The 21166-nt window shown below is 63.6% G+C and carries 21 protein-coding genes; 3 read left to right on the forward strand and 18 right to left on the reverse strand.

Annotated features, from left to right (window positions below; translation table 11 throughout):
* Positions 1 to 13 precede the first annotated feature (13 nt).
* The 3 genes from fliG to AC1RWL_RS13680 are packed head-to-tail and all read left to right on the forward strand — an operon-like array spanning position 14 to position 2685.
* Entirely contained in the window at positions 14 to 1054 is a 1041-nt protein-coding gene (fliG, locus tag AC1RWL_RS13670; RefSeq protein ID WP_493094995.1) for a flagellar motor switch protein FliG, read from the forward strand.
* A gap of 57 nt (positions 1055 to 1111) precedes the next feature.
* Complete coding sequence (gene flhB / locus AC1RWL_RS13675) at positions 1112 to 2227, forward strand: flagellar biosynthesis protein FlhB (protein ID WP_256120753.1); 1116 nt, start codon at positions 1112 to 1114, stop codon at positions 2225 to 2227.
* 5 nt (positions 2228 to 2232) lie between these two features.
* Entirely contained in the window at positions 2233 to 2685 is a 453-nt protein-coding gene (locus AC1RWL_RS13680; RefSeq protein ID WP_256120754.1) for a BspJ family T4SS effector nucleomodulin, read from the forward strand.
* A 71-nt stretch (positions 2686 to 2756) separates the two neighbouring features.
* Here the strand turns inward: AC1RWL_RS13680 and visR are convergent, their stop codons facing one another.
* The 18 genes from visR to AC1RWL_RS13770 all read right to left on the reverse strand — a co-directional run bounded on the left by visR (position 2757) and on the right by AC1RWL_RS13770 (position 20951).
* Complete coding sequence (gene visR / locus AC1RWL_RS13685) at positions 2757 to 3500, reverse strand: transcriptional regulator VisR (protein ID WP_493094996.1); 744 nt, start codon at positions 3498 to 3500, stop codon at positions 2757 to 2759.
* Between the two features lie 10 nt (positions 3501 to 3510).
* Positions 3511 to 4254: a transcriptional regulator VisN gene (gene visN, locus AC1RWL_RS13690; RefSeq protein ID WP_435267549.1), complete on the reverse strand. Its 744-nt coding sequence runs from the start codon at positions 4252 to 4254 to the stop codon at positions 3511 to 3513.
* Positions 4255 to 4832: 578 nt separating this feature from the next.
* On the reverse strand, positions 4833 to 6527 hold the full coding sequence (gene fliF, locus AC1RWL_RS13695; protein ID WP_492649947.1) for a flagellar basal-body MS-ring/collar protein FliF: 1695 nt from the start codon (positions 6525 to 6527) through the stop codon (positions 4833 to 4835).
* 267 nt (positions 6528 to 6794) lie between these two features.
* A complete protein-coding gene (cheT, locus tag AC1RWL_RS13700) occupies positions 6795 to 7184 on the reverse strand; it encodes a chemotaxis protein CheT (RefSeq protein ID WP_256120759.1) in 390 nt (129 codons plus the stop codon).
* Between the two features lie 50 nt (positions 7185 to 7234).
* Positions 7235 to 7789, reverse strand: a complete 555-nt coding sequence (gene cheD, locus AC1RWL_RS13705) for a chemoreceptor glutamine deamidase CheD (RefSeq protein ID WP_256120760.1) — start codon at positions 7787 to 7789, stop codon at positions 7235 to 7237.
* A complete protein-coding gene (locus AC1RWL_RS13710) occupies positions 7786 to 8175 on the reverse strand; it encodes a response regulator (RefSeq protein WP_069059978.1) in 390 nt (129 codons plus the stop codon). The genes cheD and AC1RWL_RS13710 overlap by 4 nt, the downstream gene beginning before the upstream one ends.
* On the reverse strand, positions 8175 to 9233 hold the full coding sequence (cheB, locus tag AC1RWL_RS13715) for a protein-glutamate O-methylesterase CheB (protein ID WP_493094997.1): 1059 nt from the start codon (positions 9231 to 9233) through the stop codon (positions 8175 to 8177). Before cheB ends, AC1RWL_RS13710 begins: the two co-directional genes overlap by 1 nt.
* Positions 9230 to 10135, reverse strand: coding sequence for a protein-glutamate O-methyltransferase CheR (cheR, locus tag AC1RWL_RS13720; RefSeq protein ID WP_256120762.1), 906 nt, complete (start codon positions 10133 to 10135; stop codon positions 9230 to 9232). Before cheR ends, cheB begins: the two co-directional genes overlap by 4 nt.
* A complete protein-coding gene (locus tag AC1RWL_RS13725) occupies positions 10132 to 10596 on the reverse strand; it encodes a chemotaxis protein CheW (protein WP_256120763.1) in 465 nt (154 codons plus the stop codon). Before AC1RWL_RS13725 ends, cheR begins: the two co-directional genes overlap by 4 nt.
* 6 nt (positions 10597 to 10602) lie before the next feature.
* Complete coding sequence (locus AC1RWL_RS13730; protein ID WP_439630044.1) at positions 10603 to 12882, reverse strand: chemotaxis protein CheA; 2280 nt, start codon at positions 12880 to 12882, stop codon at positions 10603 to 10605.
* A 16-nt stretch (positions 12883 to 12898) separates the two neighbouring features.
* A complete protein-coding gene (gene cheY1, locus AC1RWL_RS13735) occupies positions 12899 to 13264 on the reverse strand; it encodes a chemotaxis response regulator CheY1 (protein WP_069059983.1) in 366 nt (121 codons plus the stop codon).
* Positions 13261 to 13560 carry an STAS domain-containing protein gene (locus tag AC1RWL_RS13740; protein WP_134649657.1) on the reverse strand — a complete coding sequence of 100 codons (300 nt, stop codon included), beginning with the start codon at positions 13558 to 13560 and terminating at the stop codon, positions 13261 to 13263. Before AC1RWL_RS13740 ends, cheY1 begins: the two co-directional genes overlap by 4 nt.
* A gap of 129 nt (positions 13561 to 13689) precedes the next feature.
* Positions 13690 to 15288, reverse strand: a complete 1599-nt coding sequence (locus AC1RWL_RS13745) for a globin-coupled sensor protein (RefSeq protein WP_493095305.1) — start codon at positions 15286 to 15288, stop codon at positions 13690 to 13692.
* A gap of 517 nt (positions 15289 to 15805) precedes the next feature.
* Positions 15806 to 17164: an FGGY-family carbohydrate kinase gene (locus tag AC1RWL_RS13750; protein WP_493094998.1), complete on the reverse strand. Its 1359-nt coding sequence runs from the start codon at positions 17162 to 17164 to the stop codon at positions 15806 to 15808.
* 4 nt (positions 17165 to 17168) lie between these two features.
* The gene (gene rhaM / locus AC1RWL_RS13755) at positions 17169 to 17483 is read right to left on the reverse strand and encodes an L-rhamnose mutarotase (RefSeq protein WP_493094999.1); all 315 of its coding nucleotides are present in this window, start codon (positions 17481 to 17483) and stop codon (positions 17169 to 17171) included.
* A 3-nt stretch (positions 17484 to 17486) separates the two neighbouring features.
* Positions 17487 to 18482 (reverse strand): ABC transporter permease, encoded by a 996-nt coding sequence (locus AC1RWL_RS13760; RefSeq protein ID WP_493095000.1) that lies wholly within the window; start codon positions 18480 to 18482, stop codon positions 17487 to 17489.
* Positions 18475 to 19458, reverse strand: a complete 984-nt coding sequence (locus AC1RWL_RS13765; protein WP_493095001.1) for an ABC transporter permease — start codon at positions 19456 to 19458, stop codon at positions 18475 to 18477. The genes AC1RWL_RS13760 and AC1RWL_RS13765 overlap by 8 nt, the downstream gene beginning before the upstream one ends.
* Positions 19455 to 20951 carry a sugar ABC transporter ATP-binding protein gene (locus tag AC1RWL_RS13770; RefSeq protein WP_493095002.1) on the reverse strand — a complete coding sequence of 499 codons (1497 nt, stop codon included), beginning with the start codon at positions 20949 to 20951 and terminating at the stop codon, positions 19455 to 19457. The genes AC1RWL_RS13765 and AC1RWL_RS13770 overlap by 4 nt, the downstream gene beginning before the upstream one ends.
* Positions 20952 to 21166 lie beyond the last annotated feature (215 nt).

Raw genomic sequence — 21166 nt, forward strand, 5'->3', positions numbered from 1 at the left:
AGGGGGATAATCCATGATGGATTTCGAAAATTTCGGCACCTCCACAGCGGTCGGCGTACCGCTATCGCAGGTCGAGAAGGCGGCAGCCGTGCTTCTGGCCATGGGCAAGGGTGTTGCCGGCAAGCTCTTGAAGTATTTTACCCAGAGCGAGCTCCAGGCGATCATCGCCTCCGCGCAGAACCTGCGCGCCATCCCGCCGCATGAATTGCTAGACCTCGTCAACGAGTTCGAAGACCTCTTCACCGAGGGCGCCGGCCTCATGGACAATGCCAAGATGATGGAAGGCATTCTCGAGGAGGGCCTGACGCCGGACGAAGTCGATGGCCTGCTCGGCCGCCGCGCCACCTTCCAGGGCTACGAGACGACGATCTGGGACCGTCTGCAGGACGCCGATCCGGTCTTCGTCGCAAAGTTCCTGCTCAACGAGCACCCGCAGACCATCGCCTATATCCTCTCCATGATGCCCTCGGCCTTCGGCGCCAAGGTGCTGCTGGAGATTCCCGAGGATCACCGCGCCGACATCATCAACCGTACCGTCAACCTCAAGGATGCGAGCCCGAAGGCAACCGTCATCGTGGAAGCGCGCGTCATCGAGATGATCAATGCGCTCGACGCCGAACGCAACTCGATGGGTTCGAACAAGGTCGCCGACCTCATGAACGAGCTCGAAAAGTCGCAGGTCGACGAAATGCTCGCCTCGCTCGAAACGGTCTCCACCGAATCGGTCAAGAAGGTCCGTCCGAAGATCTTCCTCTTCGAAGACGTGCTCTACATGCCGCAGAGAAGCCGCGTGTCGCTGTTCAACGACGTCTCCGGCGACATCATCACGGCCGCGCTTCGCGGCTCGACGATGGAACTGCGCGAATCGATCCTCTCCTCGATCGGCGCACGCCAGCGCCGCATGATCGAATCCGATCTCGCTGCCGGCGACCAGGGCGTCAACCCGCGCGAAGTGGCGATCGCCCGCCGCTCGATCACGCAGGAAGCCATCCGCCTGGCGGCGGCCGGACAAATCCAGTTGAAGGAGAAGGAACAGGCGCGCGAAGCGGCCTGATCCCGCTTGACACCGTAACGCCACAGGCGGAGCGTACTTCCGGCCCGAATCTCCTGAATGGGGATTCGGGCCGTTTCTTTTAGGGAGCGCGACGTGTCGGACGACGACAAAGACAGCAAAACAGAACTCCCGACCGAGAAGAAGATTCGCGATGCGATGGAGAAGGGCAACACGCCCTTCTCGCGCGAAATCACCATCTTCGCATCGACGCTCGCGATCTATCTCTTCCTCGTCTTCTTCATGCCGGGCGGCATCGCGCGCATGAACGAGACGCTGCGCGACTTCTTCGAGCAGCCGGAGGCCTGGAACCTCAAGACCGGCACCGACGTGATCGCGATCTTCCGCCATCTCGGCTGGGAGGCCGCAACGCTTCTGACGCCCATCCTCATCATGATGATGGTCTTCGGCATCGCCTCCTCCGTGTTGCAGAACCTGCCGAGCCCGGTGCTCGAGCGCGTGCGCCCGCAGATTTCTCGCCTCAATCCGGTGAAGGGCCTCGGCCGCCTGTTCGGCAAGCAGGGCCTCGTCGAGTTCGCCAAGTCGCTGATCAAGATCCTGCTCGTCTCGCTCGTCGTGGCGCTTGCCATGCGCGGCAATTATTTCGCCTCGCTCGACACGATGTTCTCCGAGCCGGCGGCGCTGATCATGATGATGACCGCCGACATCAACAAGGTTCTGCTGATCATCCTGTTTGCCACCGCGCTCATCGCCGGCATCGACTTTGCCTGGACGCGCCATCACTGGTTCTCGGAACTGATGATGACGAAGCAGGAGGTGAAGGAGGAAATGAAGCAGTCGCAGGGCGACCCGATCGTGCGCGCCCGCATGCGCTCGATCCAGCGCGACCGCGCCCGCCGCCGCATGATGACGGCCGTGCCGCGCGCCACCCTCGTCATCGCCAACCCGACCCACTTCGCCGTAGCCCTGCGTTACGTGCGCGAAGAAGGCGACGCGCCGGTCGTCGTCGCCAAGGGCCAGGACCTCGTCGCGCTGAAGATTCGCGAGATCGCCGAGGAGAACGGAATACCGGTTTTTGAAGACCCGCCGCTCGCACGCTCAATGTTTGCGCAAGTCTCGGTCGATAGTGTCATTCCGCCGGTGTTTTACAAGGCCGTGGCAGAGCTGATTCACCGGGTTTATGCAGCTTCGCCTCAGACCAGACGGGTAAACTAGATCCGATGAGAAAATGCACCTATTCCGCCGAGCGCGAGAAGATTGTTGCTGAAGCAATCTGCCCGGTCGCCACAGAGCTCCGACTGCTCGACGCCGCCGATCTCGTCTCGTTGTTGCGTTTCGAGTGCTACGGTAACCTGGCCGATCTGGTCTCCTCGGCGGCGGAGCTGTATTTCCTGCCCGGCACGGTGAATTTCGGCGCCGGCGGCGACTACAGCCTCGATTGGGGCACCGAGCCGGAAGTGACGCTCGACATGGAGCTGCGCCCGCAGGGCGTCACGGTCTATGCGAAGCTTCTGTTGCAGAAGGACACGGCAGGCGTGGAAGTCACCCATGTCGCCTTCAACAATCCGTCCGCGGATCCCGACGACAACACGGCCTTCCTGCGCAAGAGCCTCCAGGAGGCGCGCTACGTGAAGTCCGGTGGCAAGGCGCCACCGGCTCTGCACGCTCATTAGAGCATTTCCGCAATTCCGGACGCAAAACCGCTACGCACTTTTGCTGGAATTGCTTTAAGGCAAAAGGCTCGTCAGGTGATGTAGCCGAGGCGGATAGCCTTGGCGATCGCCTGGATGCGGTTAACCGCGTCGAGCTTCGTCGTGGCGGTGCCGAGATAGGCGTTCACGGTGTGCACCGAAAGCCCCATCTTTTCGGCGATCGCTTCCGAGATGCAGCCGTCGCCGGCCATCTGGAGGCAGGCGATTTCGCGTTCGCTGAGCGCTTCGGAGGGCGCGAGCTTCTTTTCCTCGCAGGCCAGCATGTCGATCAGCACCTGGCAGCTCTTCATGTGCATATCGACGATGAGGTCGCTGGACGGCGCGATGAACGGGCCCACGAAGACGACATAGCCGTTGCCATGCGCGCCGAGGCGAATGGGGAAGGCCATGCCCGACCAGGCGAGAAGCCGCGGCGGGAGACGCGTCGTGAAGGGCTCCGCGCCCGATTCGGCGAACTGGTTGTCGCCGGCCCCTTCCCAGATCAGCGGCAGCATGGACGCTTCGAGATGGGCGAGCATGGCGGGGCCGTAGGCTTCGATAAGCGCGCGGGCATTGCCGTCGACATCCTGCGCCCAGTTGTGCAGCGAGAGCGTCAGCTTGCGTGCCGACGGCAGGCCATGGCCGCTGAGGCGAAGCACTGCGAAGTGCTCGGCGCCGATGATCGTCTGCATCACCTGAAGGCGGGAGACGAAATCGGAGGCGCGGGCCGCCTTTGGCGGGCGCGCAAGGCGGATTTCCGTCTCGATGGCCGTGGGGGCGGAAAGCTGGATGTCCATGATGCCCTCCTCAGACCAGGCTGTTGCGAACGGCCCAGGCGATTGCCTCGGACCGCGTCTTGGTCGCGGTCTTGCGCATCACGCTGGTGATGTAGTTGTTGATCGTGTTGCGCGAGATGCCGAGGATGACGGCGATCTCGTCGCTCGTCTTGCCTTCGGCGATCCAGTAGAGGCACTCGATCTCGCGTTCGGTCAGTTCCATCTCGCGATCCTGACGGAGGATCGCGCCCTTGCAGCAGACGCTGGCGAAATAGCCGGTCATGACGCCGACATCGCGCAGCTTGCTCTGGGAGAGGATGAAATGCTCCGGGAAGAGCAGCAGCAGCGACATGCGCGCCCGGCCGACATGGAAGGCGATGACGCAATATTCGCGGCTGACGCCTTTCGGCACCGGAGCGCCCTCGGCGAGGTGGTGGAAGCAGGGCTTCAACAGCCCGAGGCACTTGTCGAGTTCGCTCATGCGGGACTGGCTGGCAAGCACGGAGCCCGCGATGGAGCGCACCATGTCGAACGGCCAGTCCGAGGCCACGACGGTTTCGAGCCCGGCTTCGGGCGAGACATCGTGGCGGACGAGAAGGTAGTGGGACGCGCTGACATAATCGGTCAGCGCTCTCAGACCGGTGGACAGGCCCGCGCGGTTGGCGCAGCGTCCGAGGTGTTGAATCAGAAGCTCACGCGCACTCTTACGCTCACCTGACTCGGCGGAGAATCCATAGGATTCCCAGGCCGCGACATCCGACCGGATCGTTTCCATGATAGCCCCCTGTTCCGATTCAGAACGGACATTCCCGCCTCCTTCCCGCCAAAAGTTCGGAACCGTCCGAACTTCCCCCGGTCAGGCCGCATCGGCGAGAATCACCAAGCGAATCAGTGACTAAAGTGTACATCGGCCATCGCTAAAAACCACCGCCATCTTCTCGGGATTTACTTTTGCCGGCTTCCGTGAGTCGATTCGAAACGGGTGATTTGCCGGCTCACGAAGCGCTTAATCTCGCCGGTGAGCTAGAGGTAAGTGATTGTTAACCATACAATATTCATTTGCCGCAATCGGGGTGCCGCTTGAAAGTGGGCGCTAATTCGATTCACGATTGTGAATAAATAATACAAATCACAACCATAAAGATCATAAACTTTTTGCGAGCATCGGTCGCGTGCGGAATCGGCGGGGCGGGAAGTGACTCCGTCAGCGAAAAAATTGCGCGGATCAGCCAGGCGAGCGTTGCTGAAATGCGACACGAATTGGCAAATCAGCGTCGCCGTTTTGTCATCCGCAAAAGCACGGGCGCGGTCGTTGCCGACCGCGCCCTATGCCTTTTCGAAATTTTGGAACCGTCAGGCCGCTTCCTTGTCAACCGCCCACTTGCGCAGGATCTTGGCAGCGCGTTCCTCGCTGATCTCGACCATGCGGCCGAGGCGGCGTTCCGGGCCTTCCTTGACGCGGCGGTTGAAGGTGCCGTCGCCGTCGTCGCCGGCATTGAGCAGGTCGTCCGTGCTATCGAAGCCGAAGTCCGCACCGAAGCCGTCCATGAGGGTGGCACCGGGGCCGCCGACACCCGCCACCGGCGAGAAGTCGGGCAGTTCGAGGCCGGCCGCATCGCTTTCCAGCGCATTGGCCGAGGCACCGCCGCCGGTGACCGAGCGGACCGCCGGGCGAAGACCGAACCAGACCACCACGATGGCGACGCCCAGGAAGGCCAGCGCATTGATGATGCCACCGAGATTGCGCGTCAGCACTTCCATGATGCCCGGACCTGCCACGGCCTCGTCGAGGAGCTGATGATCGAGGAATTCCATGGCGTTGATCGTCACGATGTCGCCGCGGTCGGTGCTGAGGCCAGCGGCAGAAGAGACGATCTTCTGCATGTCGGCGATGTAGGCATCGATTTTCGCCTGGTCGGCAGGCTCGCCAACCATGGCCGCGATACGGGCGCGGTTGACGACGACGGCGACAGACAGCTTCTCGACCGCAAAGCCGCTGCGCACGGTGGCGACGGTCTTGCTGTTGATCTCGTAGTTGGTCTGCTCTTCCTTCTTGTCGGCTTCGTCGCTCGACTTCTGGCCGTTAGCGTCGCCCTCGGGGCCGCCCTGGGGAATGTTCTGCTCGACTGTCGCGGCTTTATTGTCGGCCTGCTGTTGAGACTTCTGGGTTTCCCGCGTGACGCGGACCGAGCGCTCGACGCGGGATTCCGGGTCGTAGACCGTCTCCTGGATCTGCTGCGAGTCCGTGTTGAGCGAGGCTGTAACGCTGGCGCGGAAATTGTCCATGCCAAGGAAGGGTGCGAGCGCTTTTTCGATATTGCGTTCGACTTCGCTCTGCACGGTCTGTACGGCCGTCAGAGAGCGGTTGACTGCGCCGTTCTCCGCATCGTCGCCGGAGGCGAGAAGCTGGCCGGCGGAATCGAGGATGGTGACGCCGTCGACTTCCAGGCCGGGCACGGAGGCCGCGACGAGATGGCGGATCGCGCCGGCCGATTCACGGCCGACCTGCGCGCTGGCGCGGATCATCACGGAAGCGGTCGGCACCTGCTCCGCCTTGCGGAAGTTGCCGCGCTCCGGCATGACGATGTGCACGCGGGCGGCGGCGATGCCGCTGATCTGCTGGATGGTGCGGGCGATTTCGCCTTCGAGTGCGCGAACGCGCGTCACTTCCTGCATGAAGGAGGTGAGGCCGAGCGAGCCGACCTTGTCGAAGAGTTCGTAGCCGGAATTGGCGCTGCTCGGCAGGCCGCGCTCTGCGAGATAGAGCCGCGCCTTGCCCGTCTGGCCGACCGGCACTTCGATGCTGCCGCCGTCCGTCCCGGTGTTGAAGTCGATATTGGCTTCGGCGAGCGCCAGGCTGATCTGGTTCACGTCGGTCTTTTCCAGACCGACATAGAGTGTCTCGTAAGCGGGTTTGTTAACCAGGATTCCGGCGGCAAGCACCAGACCGACCGAGACGATGGCGGCTCCCGCCAGCATCGCGAGCTTCGCCTGCCCTAGCGAAGCCAGGTTCTTGTAGACTTTCGTCAACTGTTCCAACAGATTCATTCTGTTCCCGCACGGACTAGTCGCCTGGACACCGGGCAACATGCCGGCGCTATCAGACGCATTTTCAATCTCGTGGGACGAAACCGGCGCATTTCCGCACGCGCCGCCTGCCCCATGGAATACCTGGATCTAACTGACCCGACATGGAGACTAGCCGGCGAAACTTGCGCGAGCATTTCGTTGCGGCGCACTGGAGCGTGTCCGCACAACGCAGGACGGCGCCACAGGGGCGCCGCCAAACTCACTGATTATAGTGTGTGGAATCGGCTAGAAGGCCTCGAAATCGCCGACTGCCTTGCCGATCGGCTGGGAATGGCCGTGGCGCATTCCGTTGCTCAGCGCCTTCTGCATATCGGCAAGCTTCACCAGATTGAGCGCCGTCGTGACGTCGACGATCCAGTTCTCCGGAATGCTTGCGGTGATCGTGTCGATGAACTCGGCGAGGCCGCGCGTCTTCTGGACGGCAAGGTCGATGCCTTGCAGCACCATCATGCGCTCCATGGCATTCGCTGCGGTTTCGCCGTGCACGGCGGCCAGTTGCGGCTCGATACGTTCGATCAGGTAGGCGACGTCGTGCAGTTCGGACACGATTCGCATCAGGACATCCGGAAGGGCTTCCTCCATGGCAGTCGCTGCACTCAGATACTCGGCTTGCATGGGTGACCCTTTTTATACCCTGTTCGCTTCCTTGGGGTGCGATTGCCCGGTCAGAAGAATTCGATCGAGCTCTCGACAGGCCTGGCGACGGGTACGGGCCGCTGCTCCAGCGCCACCGTCTTCTGCGTCTCCACCCCTGTCAGCGCATATTGCCGCGCCCGGCCGCTCGACGGCCAGTATTCCAGCTTGCGCCCATGCTCGCCGCCGGTGCTTTCACCGACGACCTTGATGCCTTCGTCCATCAGGAACTGCCGGGCGAACAGCGCGTTCTGCTCGCCGACATTGGAGAAGCGCGCGATCGTCTTCGCGCCCCCGAAAATCTTCGCCTCCAGCCGGTCGCGGCGCGCGCCCTGCTTCAAAAGGCCGTTGATCAGGAGTTCCATCAGGTGCACGCCGTAGCGCGTGGCGTCGCCGCCCGAGGCCATCGCCTCGGCCGAGCCCGGCAGCAGGAAATGGTTCATGCCGCCGACGCCAATGACCGGGTCGCGCATGCAGGCGGCCACGCACGAGCCGAGAATGGTGGTGAGCACCACATTCGGATCGTTGAGGACCTTGTATTCTCCCTGGATGACATGGACGCGGCGCGTCCCGGCGTCTGCTATCATTTCAATGCCCCGAACACGGCTTCGATGGCCGCCTTCATCTTTTCGATGGTGAACGGCTTGGCGAGAACGTTGTTGGCCCCGAGTGCCGCCGCCTTCTGCACCAGCGCGCGGTCGCCCTGCGCGGTGAGGATGATGAAGGCCGCCTTCTTGGTGGTGGGGTTGGACCGCACCGCCTGAAGGAACTCGATCCCGTCCATCTTCGGCATGTTGAAGTCGGAGATGACGAGATGGTGCGGTTGCTGGGCCATGATGGCCATGCCCTGCGCACCATCACCGGCTGCCGTGATCTGCTTGAAGCCGAGCTGTTGCAGGGCATCACCCAGCAGCAGGCGACTGGTCACCTGATCATCGACGATGAGGACTTTGATTTTTTCAGCGATAGACATTATTCGCTCCCTTCTCTACGGGCCGCAGTGATCTTCAAGATTTCCTCCCCAATGGAGGAGAGCGGAAACTGGTGTTCTACGGCGCCCAGCTCGAAAGCCACTCTCGGCATTCCATATACGACGCAGGTTTTTTCATTCTGACCGATGGTCCGCGCCCCTGCATGGCGCATTTTCAACAGGCCGCTTGCCCCGTCCCGGCCCATGCCGGTCAGGATGACGCCGACCGCATTGCGGCCGGCAAGTTCGGCCACCGAATCAAACAGCACATCCACCGAAGGGCGATGGCCGTTGACCGGATCCCGTTCCACCAACCGGCAGCAGGGCGCATGCGGGTTGGAGACCTGGAGATGACGTTCGCCCCCGGGTGCCAGGTAGATCTTGCCGATCTCCAGGCGGGCACCGTCCGTCGCTTCCTGCACCACGGGCGCGCAAAGCCGGTGCAGCCGGTCGGCAAAGCTCTTGGTGAAGGACGGCGGCATGTGCTGGGTGATGACGGTCGGCGGGCAATTGACCGGGAACTTCTGCAAGACCGCGATCAGCGCTTCCACGCCGCCCGTCGAGGCGCCGATGGCGACGACCCGGCGGCCGGGCTTGTAGCTGACGGCCGGGTTGACGTTGGCGGCGGTCGGCGCCAGCGGCGGCACGTCCGTGCGGACCTGGCGGCGCTGCGAGCGGGCCGCGGCCTTCACCTTTTCGGCGAGGTCGCCGAAGGGGCGGGCATCGCCCGGCTGCGGTTTTCCCACGCAATCGAAGGCACCGATTTCCAGCGCCATCAGCGAGGCTTCCGCGCCGCGATGGGTCAGCGTCGAGACCATTATCACCGGCATCGGCCGGAGCTTCATGATCTTGTCGAGGAATTCGAGCCCGTTCATGTTCGGCATCTCGATATCCAGCGTCACGACGTCCGGATTGAGCTGCTTGATCGCGTTGCGGGCTTCCATGGCGTCGCCGGCCTGGCCGACGACGTTGACGTCCGGATCTGCATTGAGCACGGCCGTGATCAGGCCGCGCATGGTCGGCGAGTCGTCGACGACGAGTACGCGCGCGGGTGCCATCATGCGCTCCTCCTGTACTTGCCCGTGTAGCGGTAGGTGGTGATGCCGATATTATCGAACTGGTTCTTCGCCTCGCCCGAGACGCGCTCCGAGTGGCCGATATAGAGGTGGCCGGCGTCGCCGAGCATGCCGGCGAAGCGCGACCAGATCTTCATCTGCGTCGGCTCGTCGAAATAGATGACGACGTTGCGGCAGAAGATCACGTCGAACGGACCCTTGAACGGCCATTGCGCCATCAGGTTCAGCTCGTTGAAGGTGATGAGGCGCTTTACGCGGTCATCGACCTGCCATTTCTGCCGGCCGCCCGCATCCACCTCGCGGAAGAACTGCTTGCGCATGGCGGGGTTGACGGTTTCGAGCGCATTGGCGTCATAGGCACCGGCGCGGGCGATGGCGAGAATCTTCGGGTCGATGTCCGTCGCGAGAATGCGGAAGTCGTAGTCCGCGGCGTTCGGCATCAGCGACAACACGGTGAGCGCGATCGAATAGGGCTCCTGACCATCCGAACAGGCGGCCGACCAGATGCGCACGCGGCCGCCATTGCGGGCGCGCGCCAGGAGGTCCGGCAGAACGTCGCTTTTCATATGGTCGAAATGATGGTTCTCGCGGAAGAAGCGCGTGAAGTTGGTCGTCAGATGCGACAGCATCTCCTTGCGCGGGCCGGCACCGGCGGGCGAGGACACGAGCGCGCAATATTCCCGGAAGCCCTTGAGGCCGAGCTGGCGGATGTGCTTCGACAGGCGCGAATAGACGAGCGAGGCCTTGGTCTCGTTGAGGTAGATTCCGGCATCCGCATAGATCATGGCCGCAATCTCGGAGAGGTCCTTGCGCGTCAGCGGGTATTCGCCGCTGGCAAGGCACTCGTCCGGAGACTGTCTTGCATCGATGGCCGGGGAATAGGTCATGCAGCTTCGCTTTCCGTATGCGGGAACAGGGCATCGAGTTCGATGAGGCAGATCATGCGGCCCTCGATGGCGAGGATGCCGCGGGCGTAGGCCTTCGCCGCCTCATTGGCGATGTCCGGCGTCGGCTGCATGTTGTCGTCGGTCACGGTCAGGATGTCGGACACCGCATCGACCAGCAGGCCCACCACCCTCGTCCCGACCTGGGCGACGATGATGACGTGGCGCACCGTCGGCTCGGCCGGCTTCATGCCGAGGCGCAGCGACAGGTCGACGATCGGCAGAACGGCACCGCGCAGGTTGATCACGCCCAGCACATAGGACGGCGCATGCGGCATCGACGTCGCCGGGGTCCATCCACGGATCTCCCGGACCGACATCACGTTCACGCAGAACTCCTGGTCGCCGATCCTGAAGGCGATCAGTTCCCGTCCGTGCGTGAGATTGTTTGCCGCGTACGTCATTGTCTCTTAACCGGTTGCAGCGAGCGAGATGTCTTGTCTGAGCGATTGGCCGCGCGAGGCGGCGACCACCGCATCGACGTCCAGGATGAGGGCCACGCGGCCGTCGCCGAGAATGGTGGCGGCGGCGATGCCGGGAACGTGGGTGTAGTTGGCCTCCAGGCTCTTGATGACGACCTGGCGCTGGCCCTGGATGGCATCGACCATGAGGGCGCGCTGGCCGCCGCCTTCCGATTCGACGAGGAGGGCCACGCCGTCCATCGGATTGGCCTGCGTATTGCGGAAGTTGAGGATCCGGCCGACATCCACCAGCGGGCAGAAGGAGTTGCGGATCGAGATGAGGCGCTGCGAGGCGCCGAAGGAGTGGATGGCGGAGGCTTCCGGCTGGAGCGTCTCGACGATCGCCGTCAGCGGCACGACCAGCGTCTGGCCGGCAACCGTAACCACCATGCCGTCGAGGACGGCGAGCGTCAGCGGCAGGCTCATGGTGAAGACGGAACCCTGGCCGGGCTTCGACGAGATCGAGATGCGGCCGCCAAGCGCCTGGATCGAGCGCTTGACCACGTCCATGCCGACGCCGCGGCCGGAAAGGTCGGAAACCTTGTCGGCGGTGGAGAAGCCGGCGTGGAAGATCAGGTTGTCGATTTCCTCGTCCGACAGGTTGGCGTCGGCTGCGATGAGATCGTTGTCGATCGCCTTCTGGCGCACCTTTTCGCGGTTGATGCCGGCGCCGTCGTCGGCAAGTTCGATGACGATGCGGCCGGAGCGGTGTTTTGCCGTGAGGCGGACGGTGCCTTCCGGGTTCTTGCCCAGCGCTTCGCGCTTCTCCGGCATTTCCAGGCCATGGTCGACCGCGTTGCGGATCATGTGCGTCAGCGGCTCGGCGAGCTTGTCGATGACGGTCTTGTCGACTTCGGTGTTCTCGCCTTCCGTGATGAGGCGGACCGACTTGCCGGTAATATCGGCGATTTCGCGAACGGTACGGGCCATGCGCTGGAAGACCGGCTTCACCGGCTGCGCGCGGATCGCCATCACCGAATCCTGGATCTCGCGGGTGAGCTGTTGCAGCTCTTCGAGGCCCATATTGATGGAGGACGTGCCGTTGGTGTCGTTCTCGACGACGCTCTGCGAGAGCATCGCCTGGTTGATGACGAGCTCGCCGACAAGGTTGATCAGACGGTCGACGCGGTCGAGGTCGACGCGGATCGTCTGGCCTGCGGCGGCAGCCTGGTTGGCCTGTGCGGCGCTGGCGGCGGAAGCCGCGGCCTTGGCATTCTCCGCGGCGCGGCTTGCGACCTGCGCCACCTTGCTGACAGTTTCGGCGGCGGCAACGGCGGCAGCCGCGTCGCTTTCAATGACGGCCGGCTCTTCGTCACCGCCGGTCGAACCGCCCTCGTCGAGGATCGACAGGTCGAACGGCACCGGCTGCATCGGCAGCTCTTCCTCGTTCGCCGCCTCGCCGACAATCTCTTCCTCGACGGTGCGGATGTCGAGATCGCAATCCCACTCGGCGAATTCGAAGACGGTGCGCACGCCGTCCTCGCCCTTGTCTGTCGTCACCGAGATCTTCCAGGAGAAATAGGCTTCCTCCGGGTTCATCTTGTCGAGCGGCGGCAGGCTGTCCATGTCGCAATAGATGCTCATCTCGCCGAGGCGGGAGAGATCGCGCAGAAGCAGGGCCGCTTCGTTGCCCTTGGCATAGAGATCCTTCTTCGGGCGGAAGAGGATCTGGCAGGTCGGCACGTAGCGATCGGCCGGCTCTTCGTCGAAATCGCCGAAGGAGAAGGGGATCGGCTGGAAGCCTTCGTCGTTGACCGCCGGCTTTTCGACGACCGGCGCCGGCGCGGCCGCCTTGGGAGCAGCAGCCGCAGGTTTCGGCGCGGGGGCCTCGGCGGCGGCCGGCACTTCGCCGTTCGCCAGCGCTTCCAGTTCGCGGATGAGGGTGCGGCTGCGCGCCTCGTCGACGCTTCCGCCGTCGCGCGCCGCATTGGTCAGGTCCGCCAAGACGTCGGCGGATTTCAGCATGACCTTCAGGACGTCCTGGGTCGGCTCCAGCTTGTTGGATCGAACGCAATCCAGTGTCGTCTCAAACACATGGGCGAAGGAAACGAGGTCATCGAGGCCGAATGCACCGGCACCGCCCTTGATCGAATGCACGGCGCGGAACACGGCGTTGACCGTCTCCGGGTCGCGATCCCCATCGTTCAACTTCAAGAGACCGGACTCCAGTTCCGCGAGTTGCTCCTCGCACTCCTGGAAGAAAATCTCTTTGATTTCGTTCATATCCATCGGGAGAAATCCTGGATTAGGCGGTTACGCGCTCGATTGCGTCGATCAGCTTCGTCGGGTCGAAAGGCTTTACGATCCAGCCCGTGGCGCCGGCCTGGCGTGCACGGTTCTTCTTCTCGGCGTCGCTTTCGGTCGTCAGAACGAGGATCGGGATTGCCCGGTACTTCTCGTTGCGGCGAACGCCCTCGATGAAGCCGAAGCCATCGAGACGCGGCATGTTGATGTCGGTGACGATGACATCCGGGTTCGCGTTTTCCAGAACTTCGAGGCCCTCGATGCCGTCTTCGGCCTGGATGGTCTCGAAGCCTGCATTGTTGAGGGTGACGAGAAGCATGTTTCGAATTGTCCGGGAATCATCCACGGTGAGTACTTTTTTCTTCATTGCCTAGCCTCCTGTGCCAGCAAGTGATCAATATTCACGCCAATAAGTTGCATTGTCTTCATGAAAGGTTCGGACACCTTGGCGAAGGTGAAGGGCTGCTTGTCCTCCTCCCAGCTCTTGGCGCCAGCCATCAATACCTGGGCACAGAGCGCACCGACCCGCTCGACCGCCGAAGCGTCGATGACGAGCGGACCGCCCTTCAGCCCCATAAGCTGTGCATGCAGCGCCGTCGCCTCGTTGAGATCGAGGACGGGGGCAAGGCTTAGACTTTTCTGAGCGGCTTTCTTGCTCGCCATTACCGGGTTCCTTGTCTGCGTCTGTGCAAAATCATCGTTGCGTCATTCCGGCCGGCGGGCGGATGGCTTCCTTCCGAAAGCCGGCTGCGCGCCGTCGAGAACCAGTGCCGGGGCCGTCTCTCCGTCATCTCACCCTCCGAAGCCGACGGCGCGAGCCGTGAGGAAATCGAGGGGTGAAGCCTGCACGTCGCTGCGTTCCGCGGCGACACGCGTTTCCGCCGGCGCGGGACGCGGGTTGCGACGAAGGTCGCGGCCCGACGAAACGTGGAATTCCCGGATCGTACGGCCGAGTTCGAGGATGACCGTGTGGAGGTCGCCGCCGGCCTCGCCGACGCGTCCCGCATCCGAAGCATCCGCTTCGAGCGCACGGCCGGCACGGCCGATATCCGCGGTGACGCCGTTCAGCCCTTCGGCATCGACGGCGCTTTCGCGCACGATGCCGGTGATGGCGTCGTTGATGTCGGCAACCTGGCGCACGATGTTGCCGATCGCGTCCTGGGTGCGGTGAACGTGCTCGACGCCGGCTTCCACCTGTGCCTTGGTGCCCGTCACGAGCTGCTTGATCTCACGCGCCGCATCCGCCGAGCGCTGGGCGAGTGCCCGCACTTCCTGCGCGACCACGGCAAAGCCGCGACCACTATCGCCGGCGCGGGCGGCCTCGATGCCGGCATTGAGCGCCAGCAGGTTGGTCTGGAAGGCGATCTCGTCGATGACGCCGATGATCTGGCCGATCTTTTCCGCCGACGCCTCGATATCCGCCATCGCGGACATGGCCTCGCCGACGATGTTGCCGCTTTCGGCGACGGACTGCTGCGTGGTGGCGGCGGCCGACTGCGCCTTGCGGGTCTCGCCCAGCGTCTGGCGCACGCGCTCGACGATGGTGCCGAGGGCATTCGCCGTCTCGATCAGGCTTGCCGACTGCTCGGCGGAGCGGGCCGACAGTGCACCGGCGCCCGAGGCGAGCGTGCCGACGAGGCGATCGGATTCCGTCGCGCGATCGGCGGCGGTGGTGAGGCGGGACTGGATCTCGTCGAGCGCGCCGTTCAGCGTCTCGGCAAGCTCGCGCCAGGCATCCGGCATCTCGCCGGAAACACGCGCGGAGAAATCGAGTGCGGAAAGCGAGCGGATCGTTTCGCCGAAGACGCGGTCGAGTTCCGCGCGGTCTTCGCGACGCTGTTCGCCGAGCGCCCGCTGATGGGCGTGGCGCAACTCGTTGAAGCGCAGCGAGACGCCGATCTCCATATCGACCATCGCGGTGCGCAGGAAAGCGGAGACGAGATCGGTCAGTTCCTGGCGGCGCGCCTTGGCACCGGAGAACATGGATTTCGGCCAGTATTGTTCGATGAGGCCGGTGACGACCGTTTCGACGACGACCGAATGGCCGGCAATGCGCCAGCGCGGGTCGAGGCCCATCTGGCTTTCGCTGTCGGACAGGACTTTGACCCGCTCGGCATAGAGCGCATCGAACCGCGCATCGGTCAGCACGCTCCAGTGGGAGCTCTGGAGGTCGTGCAAGCGGTCGATCTGGCGCTCGCTCTGGAAATGGCGGGCGGCATCGGGAAAGGTCTGGAAGCGCTGGAAGAGATCGCGCAGTGCCGTTTCGACATGCCGTTCGAGGGTCTGGCGGTGGCGGCGGAGCGTGTCGCCCTGCGTGCCTTCGACGCCAGCAAAGCGCAAACGGTCGCGCAGGCTGGCTGCCTGTCCCGTTCGTGCCTGTTCTGCCGGCATTTCCTGCACCAAACTGCTCCCAAACCAACGATGCCCCGGCCACCCGCAATGGATGGACGACTGAATTCTCGCATGGAGAGGTTGGCTACCGAGCCGTGCTCACGCGGCGGCACAGAGATGCCACCCGTCGATCCATGATCAAATTCGGTGAAACTCGAATACCGGCTCGGATCCGGTACGGCGGTTCGGCATCATGCCTGGGTGAGAAATGGCGAATTTCCCATTCCGACGTGTAGAGCAATGTTTATGGTTAATTCCTTGCCTGAAGGTTAATAGTTCATAGCTTGCTTATGGCATTGCTAAAATTAACAGAACCGACGTTGCGTAAGCCACACGCAAGCTCGCGCGCGTAGGGTCTGGGCATGGACTGACAATGATGTCAGGAGGAACGAACAATGATTGTTCTAGGACTGGGCGCCGCGCTGATCGCTTCTGCAACCCTCGCCGCCATCTACCTGCTTCTCGATATCGATGCTGGCCGCGCGCCGGCCAAGGCCCGGGTGTTCTGAAACAGGCCTCAGCGATCGGCAACGAGCGAGCGCCAGCGCGCCGCATAGTCGGCTGCGCCCGGCGGTAATTCTTCCGCAATCGTCACCAGCGCCGGCTCCGGCGCCCTGCCCGCGGCAAGGCAGGCCGCGCCGACGCTCGTGCCTGTCGCGCTGCCGCCGGCCAGCACCGCTCGACCGACCGCCACCTTCAGCATCACCAGGAACGCCCGGTTGGCCGCAAACGGCCCCTCGACGATCACCGGTCCTTCCGCGCCGATGAGATCGAGACAGGTCGCCGTCATCAAAGCGAGATGGAGGGCGATCACGGCCTGGGCTGCATCCTCGCTCAGGTCCTCGCGTGGAACGGTCCATGCTGCCTTGCGGCCGGGGAACGGCCCGGAATCCTCCGGCAGCGACGGGAGCAGCATGGCGCCACGCTCCAGCACCTCTGATATTGCGTCCGGCGGTAGGTTGCCCGACTTTCCGCCCAGCACCGAAAAAGCCCGGCCGCCCATGAAGCGGGCGGAGGGCACCGGCTCGCCGAGCGCATTGACGTTGACGAGCGTGTCGCGCGCCTCGTCCAGCGCGACCGGCCGCGCGCCCATCGCCATCACCACCACCCAGGTGCCCGTCGAGACCACCGCATAGGGCGCCTGCCGCGTCAGCACATAGGGCAGCAGCGAGGCGTTGGAATCATGAATGCCGCAATGGACCGGGATGCCCGGCCTGAGCCCCGCCGCTTGGGCGATTTCGGGGCGGATCGGCCCGAGCACATCGCCCGCCTTGCGGACGGGCGGCATGAGCCCGGTCCAACCCTGGCTTTCCACGAGGCTGGAAAAGCGCCCGTTGCGCGGCTCCCAGAGATCGGCATGGCAGCCAAGCGACGTCACCTCGCTCGCCGCAACGCCTGTCAGGCGGAAGGACCAATATTGCGCATACATGAGGATCCAGCGCGCCCTGGCGAATTTTTCGGGGAAGCGCTTCGACTGCCAGTAAATCTGCAATCCGGCATTGAGGCCGACGGGCAGCACGGGCGTACCGCTTTCCTCGAAGCGCGGACGGACGGTCCGGTATTCTTCGCCGAGTTCCTGCGGCCCGTCATGTTCATAGTCCAGGACGGGAAGGACAAGCGTGCCATCGTCGCCGACAAGAGCTGCCGTGGCGCCGTGGGTAGTAACCGAGATCGCATCGATCGAGTGTTCCCGATTGAGCGCGCCAAGGCTCTCGACGATGAAAGCCCAGAGTTTTTCGGTGTCGAAATGCGGATAGGGCGCGGCCTGCACCACACCGTTCGGCATGGTGCGCGCGGCAACCTCGCGAAAGCTTTCGCCATCAACGAGCACGACCTTGGCATTCGTCTTGCCGATATCGATGACGGCGACGATCATCGGCTCAGTCCATATGGAAGACGGTGACGAGCGGCACGGCGACCGGTTCGTTGTCCGGCTTCGTTTCCATGATGTCCGCCATGAACCCCCACCAGCGCTGCATCACCGGATGGCTCGGCAGGTCCGCCATCGTATGGTCGTCGCGCCGCCAGAGCACGCCGAAGAGCAGGTTGGTCTCCTCGTCGAGATGGATGGAATAGTCCGAGACGCCAACCTCCTTCAGGAGCGTAGAGAGTTCCGGCCAGATCGCATCGTGCCGCGCCTTGTATTCGGCGGCCATGCCGGGATTGAGCCGCATGCGAAACGCGTATTTCTCCATGGCTCAACGGCTCCGGAAGCGGCGGTAGAGGATCGGCAGCGCGATGACGGAGATCAGCAGCAGGCCGATGAAGATCGACATGACGATGCCCGGTACGTTCAGGAGGCCGAAGCCGAAGGTCACCATGCCCATGATCAGCGCCGCCAGCACCACGCCCGGAATGGTGCCGGAGCCGCCAAGAATGTTGACGCCGCCCAGCACGACCATCGTCACCACCTCCAGCTCCCAACCCAGCGCGATGGACGGGCGTGTCGAGCCGAGGCGGGCCGTGAGGCAGATCGAGGCGATCGCCGCCATCAGGCCGGTCAAAAGGAACAGCAAGAATTTGACGCGGCCGACGCGGACGCCGGAGAAAAGGGCCGCCGTCTGGTTGTTACCGATGGCGTAGACGGCGCGGCCGAAATTCGTCTTGTGCAGGACGACGCCGTAGACGATCGCCAAGGCCACGAAGAGGCAGAACTCAAAGGAGAAGACCCACCAGACATAACCCTGGCCGAACCAGGAGAAGCTGGCGGGATAGCCGGTAAAAGCCTTGTCGCCGAGGATGACGAAGGAGAGGCCGCGGAAAAGGCTCATCGTGCCGATGGTGACGACGATGGACGGCAGGCCGAGGCCGGTGACGAGCAGGCCGTTGAAGGCGCCGCAGAGCAGGCCGGTGGCAAGGCCGACCATGACGAGCGCCGGCGTATCGAAGCCGAGTTGCACGGCGTAGCCCATCGCGGTGGAGGTCAAAGCGATGATCGAGGCGACGGAGAGGTCGATCTCGCCGGAAATGATGACCAGCGCCATGGCGAAGGCGATCATCGCCTTTTCGGTGAAGTTGAACGTCGCGTCCGACAGATTCCACGGATCGAGGAAATAGGGCGAGGCGAAGCAATTGACGAGGAAGATCGCCAGCGCCACGGCGACCAGCAACGTCTCCCAGCTTTTCACCAGCCGTGCGCCGCGGCCTTCCAGCCGGTCGGGGATGTGGCGCGCCACCATCTGGGTCTCAGCCATGCACCGCCTCCGCTTTCCTGAGGATGACCCGACCTTTTCGCTTTTCGGCACGCGCATTCACGGCAACGGCGATGATGATGACCATGCCGGAAATCGCCATCTGGGCGAAGGGCGAGATGTTGATGACGGGCAGCGCGTTCTTGATGACCCCAAGGAACAGCGCCCCGAGCAGCGCGCCGCCGACGGAGCCGATGCCGCCGGCAATCGAGATACCGCCGATGACGCAGGCCGCGATGATGTCGAGCTCGAAGCCGGCCGCGATATCGACATAGGCGACGGCGTAGCGCGACACCCAGAGATAGCCGGAAAGGCCGGCGAGCGTACCCGACAGGCAATAGGCGAAGAAGCGCGTGCGGCCGACATCGATGCCGGTATAGACCGCCGCATGCGGATTGCCGCCGACGGCAAAGAAGGCGCGGCCAAGCGGCGTGCGGCGCATCACCACGACCATGATGCCGATGATGACGATCGACAGCCAGGAGAGCAGCGGGAAGCCGAGCACGGCTGCGCGCGGCAAGGCCTTGAAGGCATCGCTCATCTGGTGCGCGTTGATCCAGGCGCCGCCCGACAGCAGGAAGATCAGGCCGCGATAGATGGTGAGCGTGCCGAGCGTGACGACGATCGGCGGGATGTCGAGCTTCCAGACGAGCAGGCCGTTGATCGAGCCGAGCACGGCGCCAAGCGCCATGGCGATGAGGATGACCAGCGGGATCGGCAGGCCCGGCATCGCCGCATTCATCATCGCCGCCACCATGCCGGACAACGCGAGGTTTGCGGCCATCGACAGATCGATGCAGCGCGTCAGGATCACGGCCATCTGGCCGAGCGCCAGGATGATCAGGATCGACGTGTCGTTATAGACATTGGCGAGATTGCCCGGCGTCACGAAGGGCGGGAAGCGGATGGCGATCAGCGCCACCAGGGCGATGATCGCCACGACCAGCAGCATTTCGCGGTTCTTGAGCAAGAGCTTCATGCGGCCTCCTGAATGCCGGCGGCGGCGCGCACGAGTTTTTCGGCGGTGAGATCCGCGCGTTCGAAGCGGCCGGCGATGCGGCCCTCGCGCATGACGATGACCCGGTCGGCCATGCCCATGATCTCCGGGATTTCGGAGGAAACCATGATGACGCTGAGGCCCGAAGCGGCGAGTTCGCTCATGAAAGCGTGCACGGCGGCCTTCGAGCCGATATCGATGCCCTTGGTCGGCTCATCAAGGATGATCACCTTCGGCCGCGTCGCCAGCCACTTGGCGATTACCACCTTCTGCTGATTGCCGCCCGACAGCGTGCCGACGTCCTGATCGAGCGAGGCGGCGCGCAGATCGAGGCGCGCGGTGTATTCCCGCGCCAGCGCAAACTCTTCCGCCATGCGCAAAAATCCGGCACGCGAGGTGCGCGAGAGCGAGGGCAACGTGACATTCTGGAAGATCGGCAGGCCGATGATCGCGCCCTGCCGGCCGCGCTCCTCCGGCACATAGACGATGCCAGCCTCGATGGCTTCCGCCGGCGAGCGGATAACCTTGACTTCGCCATCCAGCCGGACGGCACCGGCCGAGGGCCTGGTGATGCCGATCAGCGACTGCATGAATTCCGAGCGGCCAGCGCCGACGAGGCCGTAGAAGCCGAGAATCTCGCCGCGGCGCAGTTCGAAGTTGATGTCCTCGAATTCGGTCGGGTGGCGATAGCCGGAGACGGTGAGCACCGGTTCGCCGATCGCGACGTCCTGCTTGGGAAAGACCTGGCCGACATCGCGGCCGACCATCAGGCGCACCAGATCGTCCTGCGTCGTCTCGCCGATCAGCCCCTCGCCCACCATACGGCCATCGCGAAAGACGGTGTAGCGGTCGGCGATGCGGAGGATTTCATCGAACTTGTGGCTGATGAAGAGGATCGCCTTGCCATCCGCCTTCAGACGGTCGACCAGTTCGTAAAGCTCGTGGATTTCCTTATGCGACAGGGCAGCCGTCGGCTCGTCCATGATGACGACGCGGGCGTCGATGGAGAGCGCGCGGGCGATCGCGACGAGGTGCTTGTTGGCGATGCCGAGATCGCGCAGACGGATCGACGGATCGAGATCGGCGCCGACACGCGACAGCAGGGCGCGGGCATCGGCGTTCATCCTTTTCCAGTCGATGAGGCTGAGGGCAGTGCGCGGGGCGTGGCCCAGAAAAATGTTTTCGGCGACCGAGAGTTCGTCGAACAGCACGGTCTCCTGATGGATGGCGGTGACGCCGGCTTTGGCCGCGGAATTGGCGGTCGGGAAGCGGGTCTCCACGCCGTCGACGCGGATTACGCCCTCGTCGGGCTGGTAGATGCCGGTCAGGATCTTGACCAGCGTCGACTTGCCGGCCCCGTTCTCCCCGACAAGTGCCGTCACCGAGCCCGGATAGAGCGCGAGCGAGACCTCGGCGAGCGCGCGCACACCGGGAAAGGATTTCGAGATCCCCTCAAGTGCGACAGCGGGCTTCATCCGCGATGTGGTCGTGTCCTGCAGCAAGTCTTGGTCCACTCGTTGGGTTTATTTTGCTCGGTCGCGAGCGATGCGGATGAGGTTGCCCCTCACCCTAGCCCTCTCCCCGCAGGCGGGGAGAGGGAACAGAGGCGGTGCGGCCAGGTTTCCTTCTCCCGTTCACGGGGAGAAGGTGGCCGGCAGGCCGGATGAGGGGCAGTCTCCATTCAGCCGCC

The sequence above is a fragment of the Shinella sp. GW821-FHT10F02 genome (assembly GCF_058809275.1).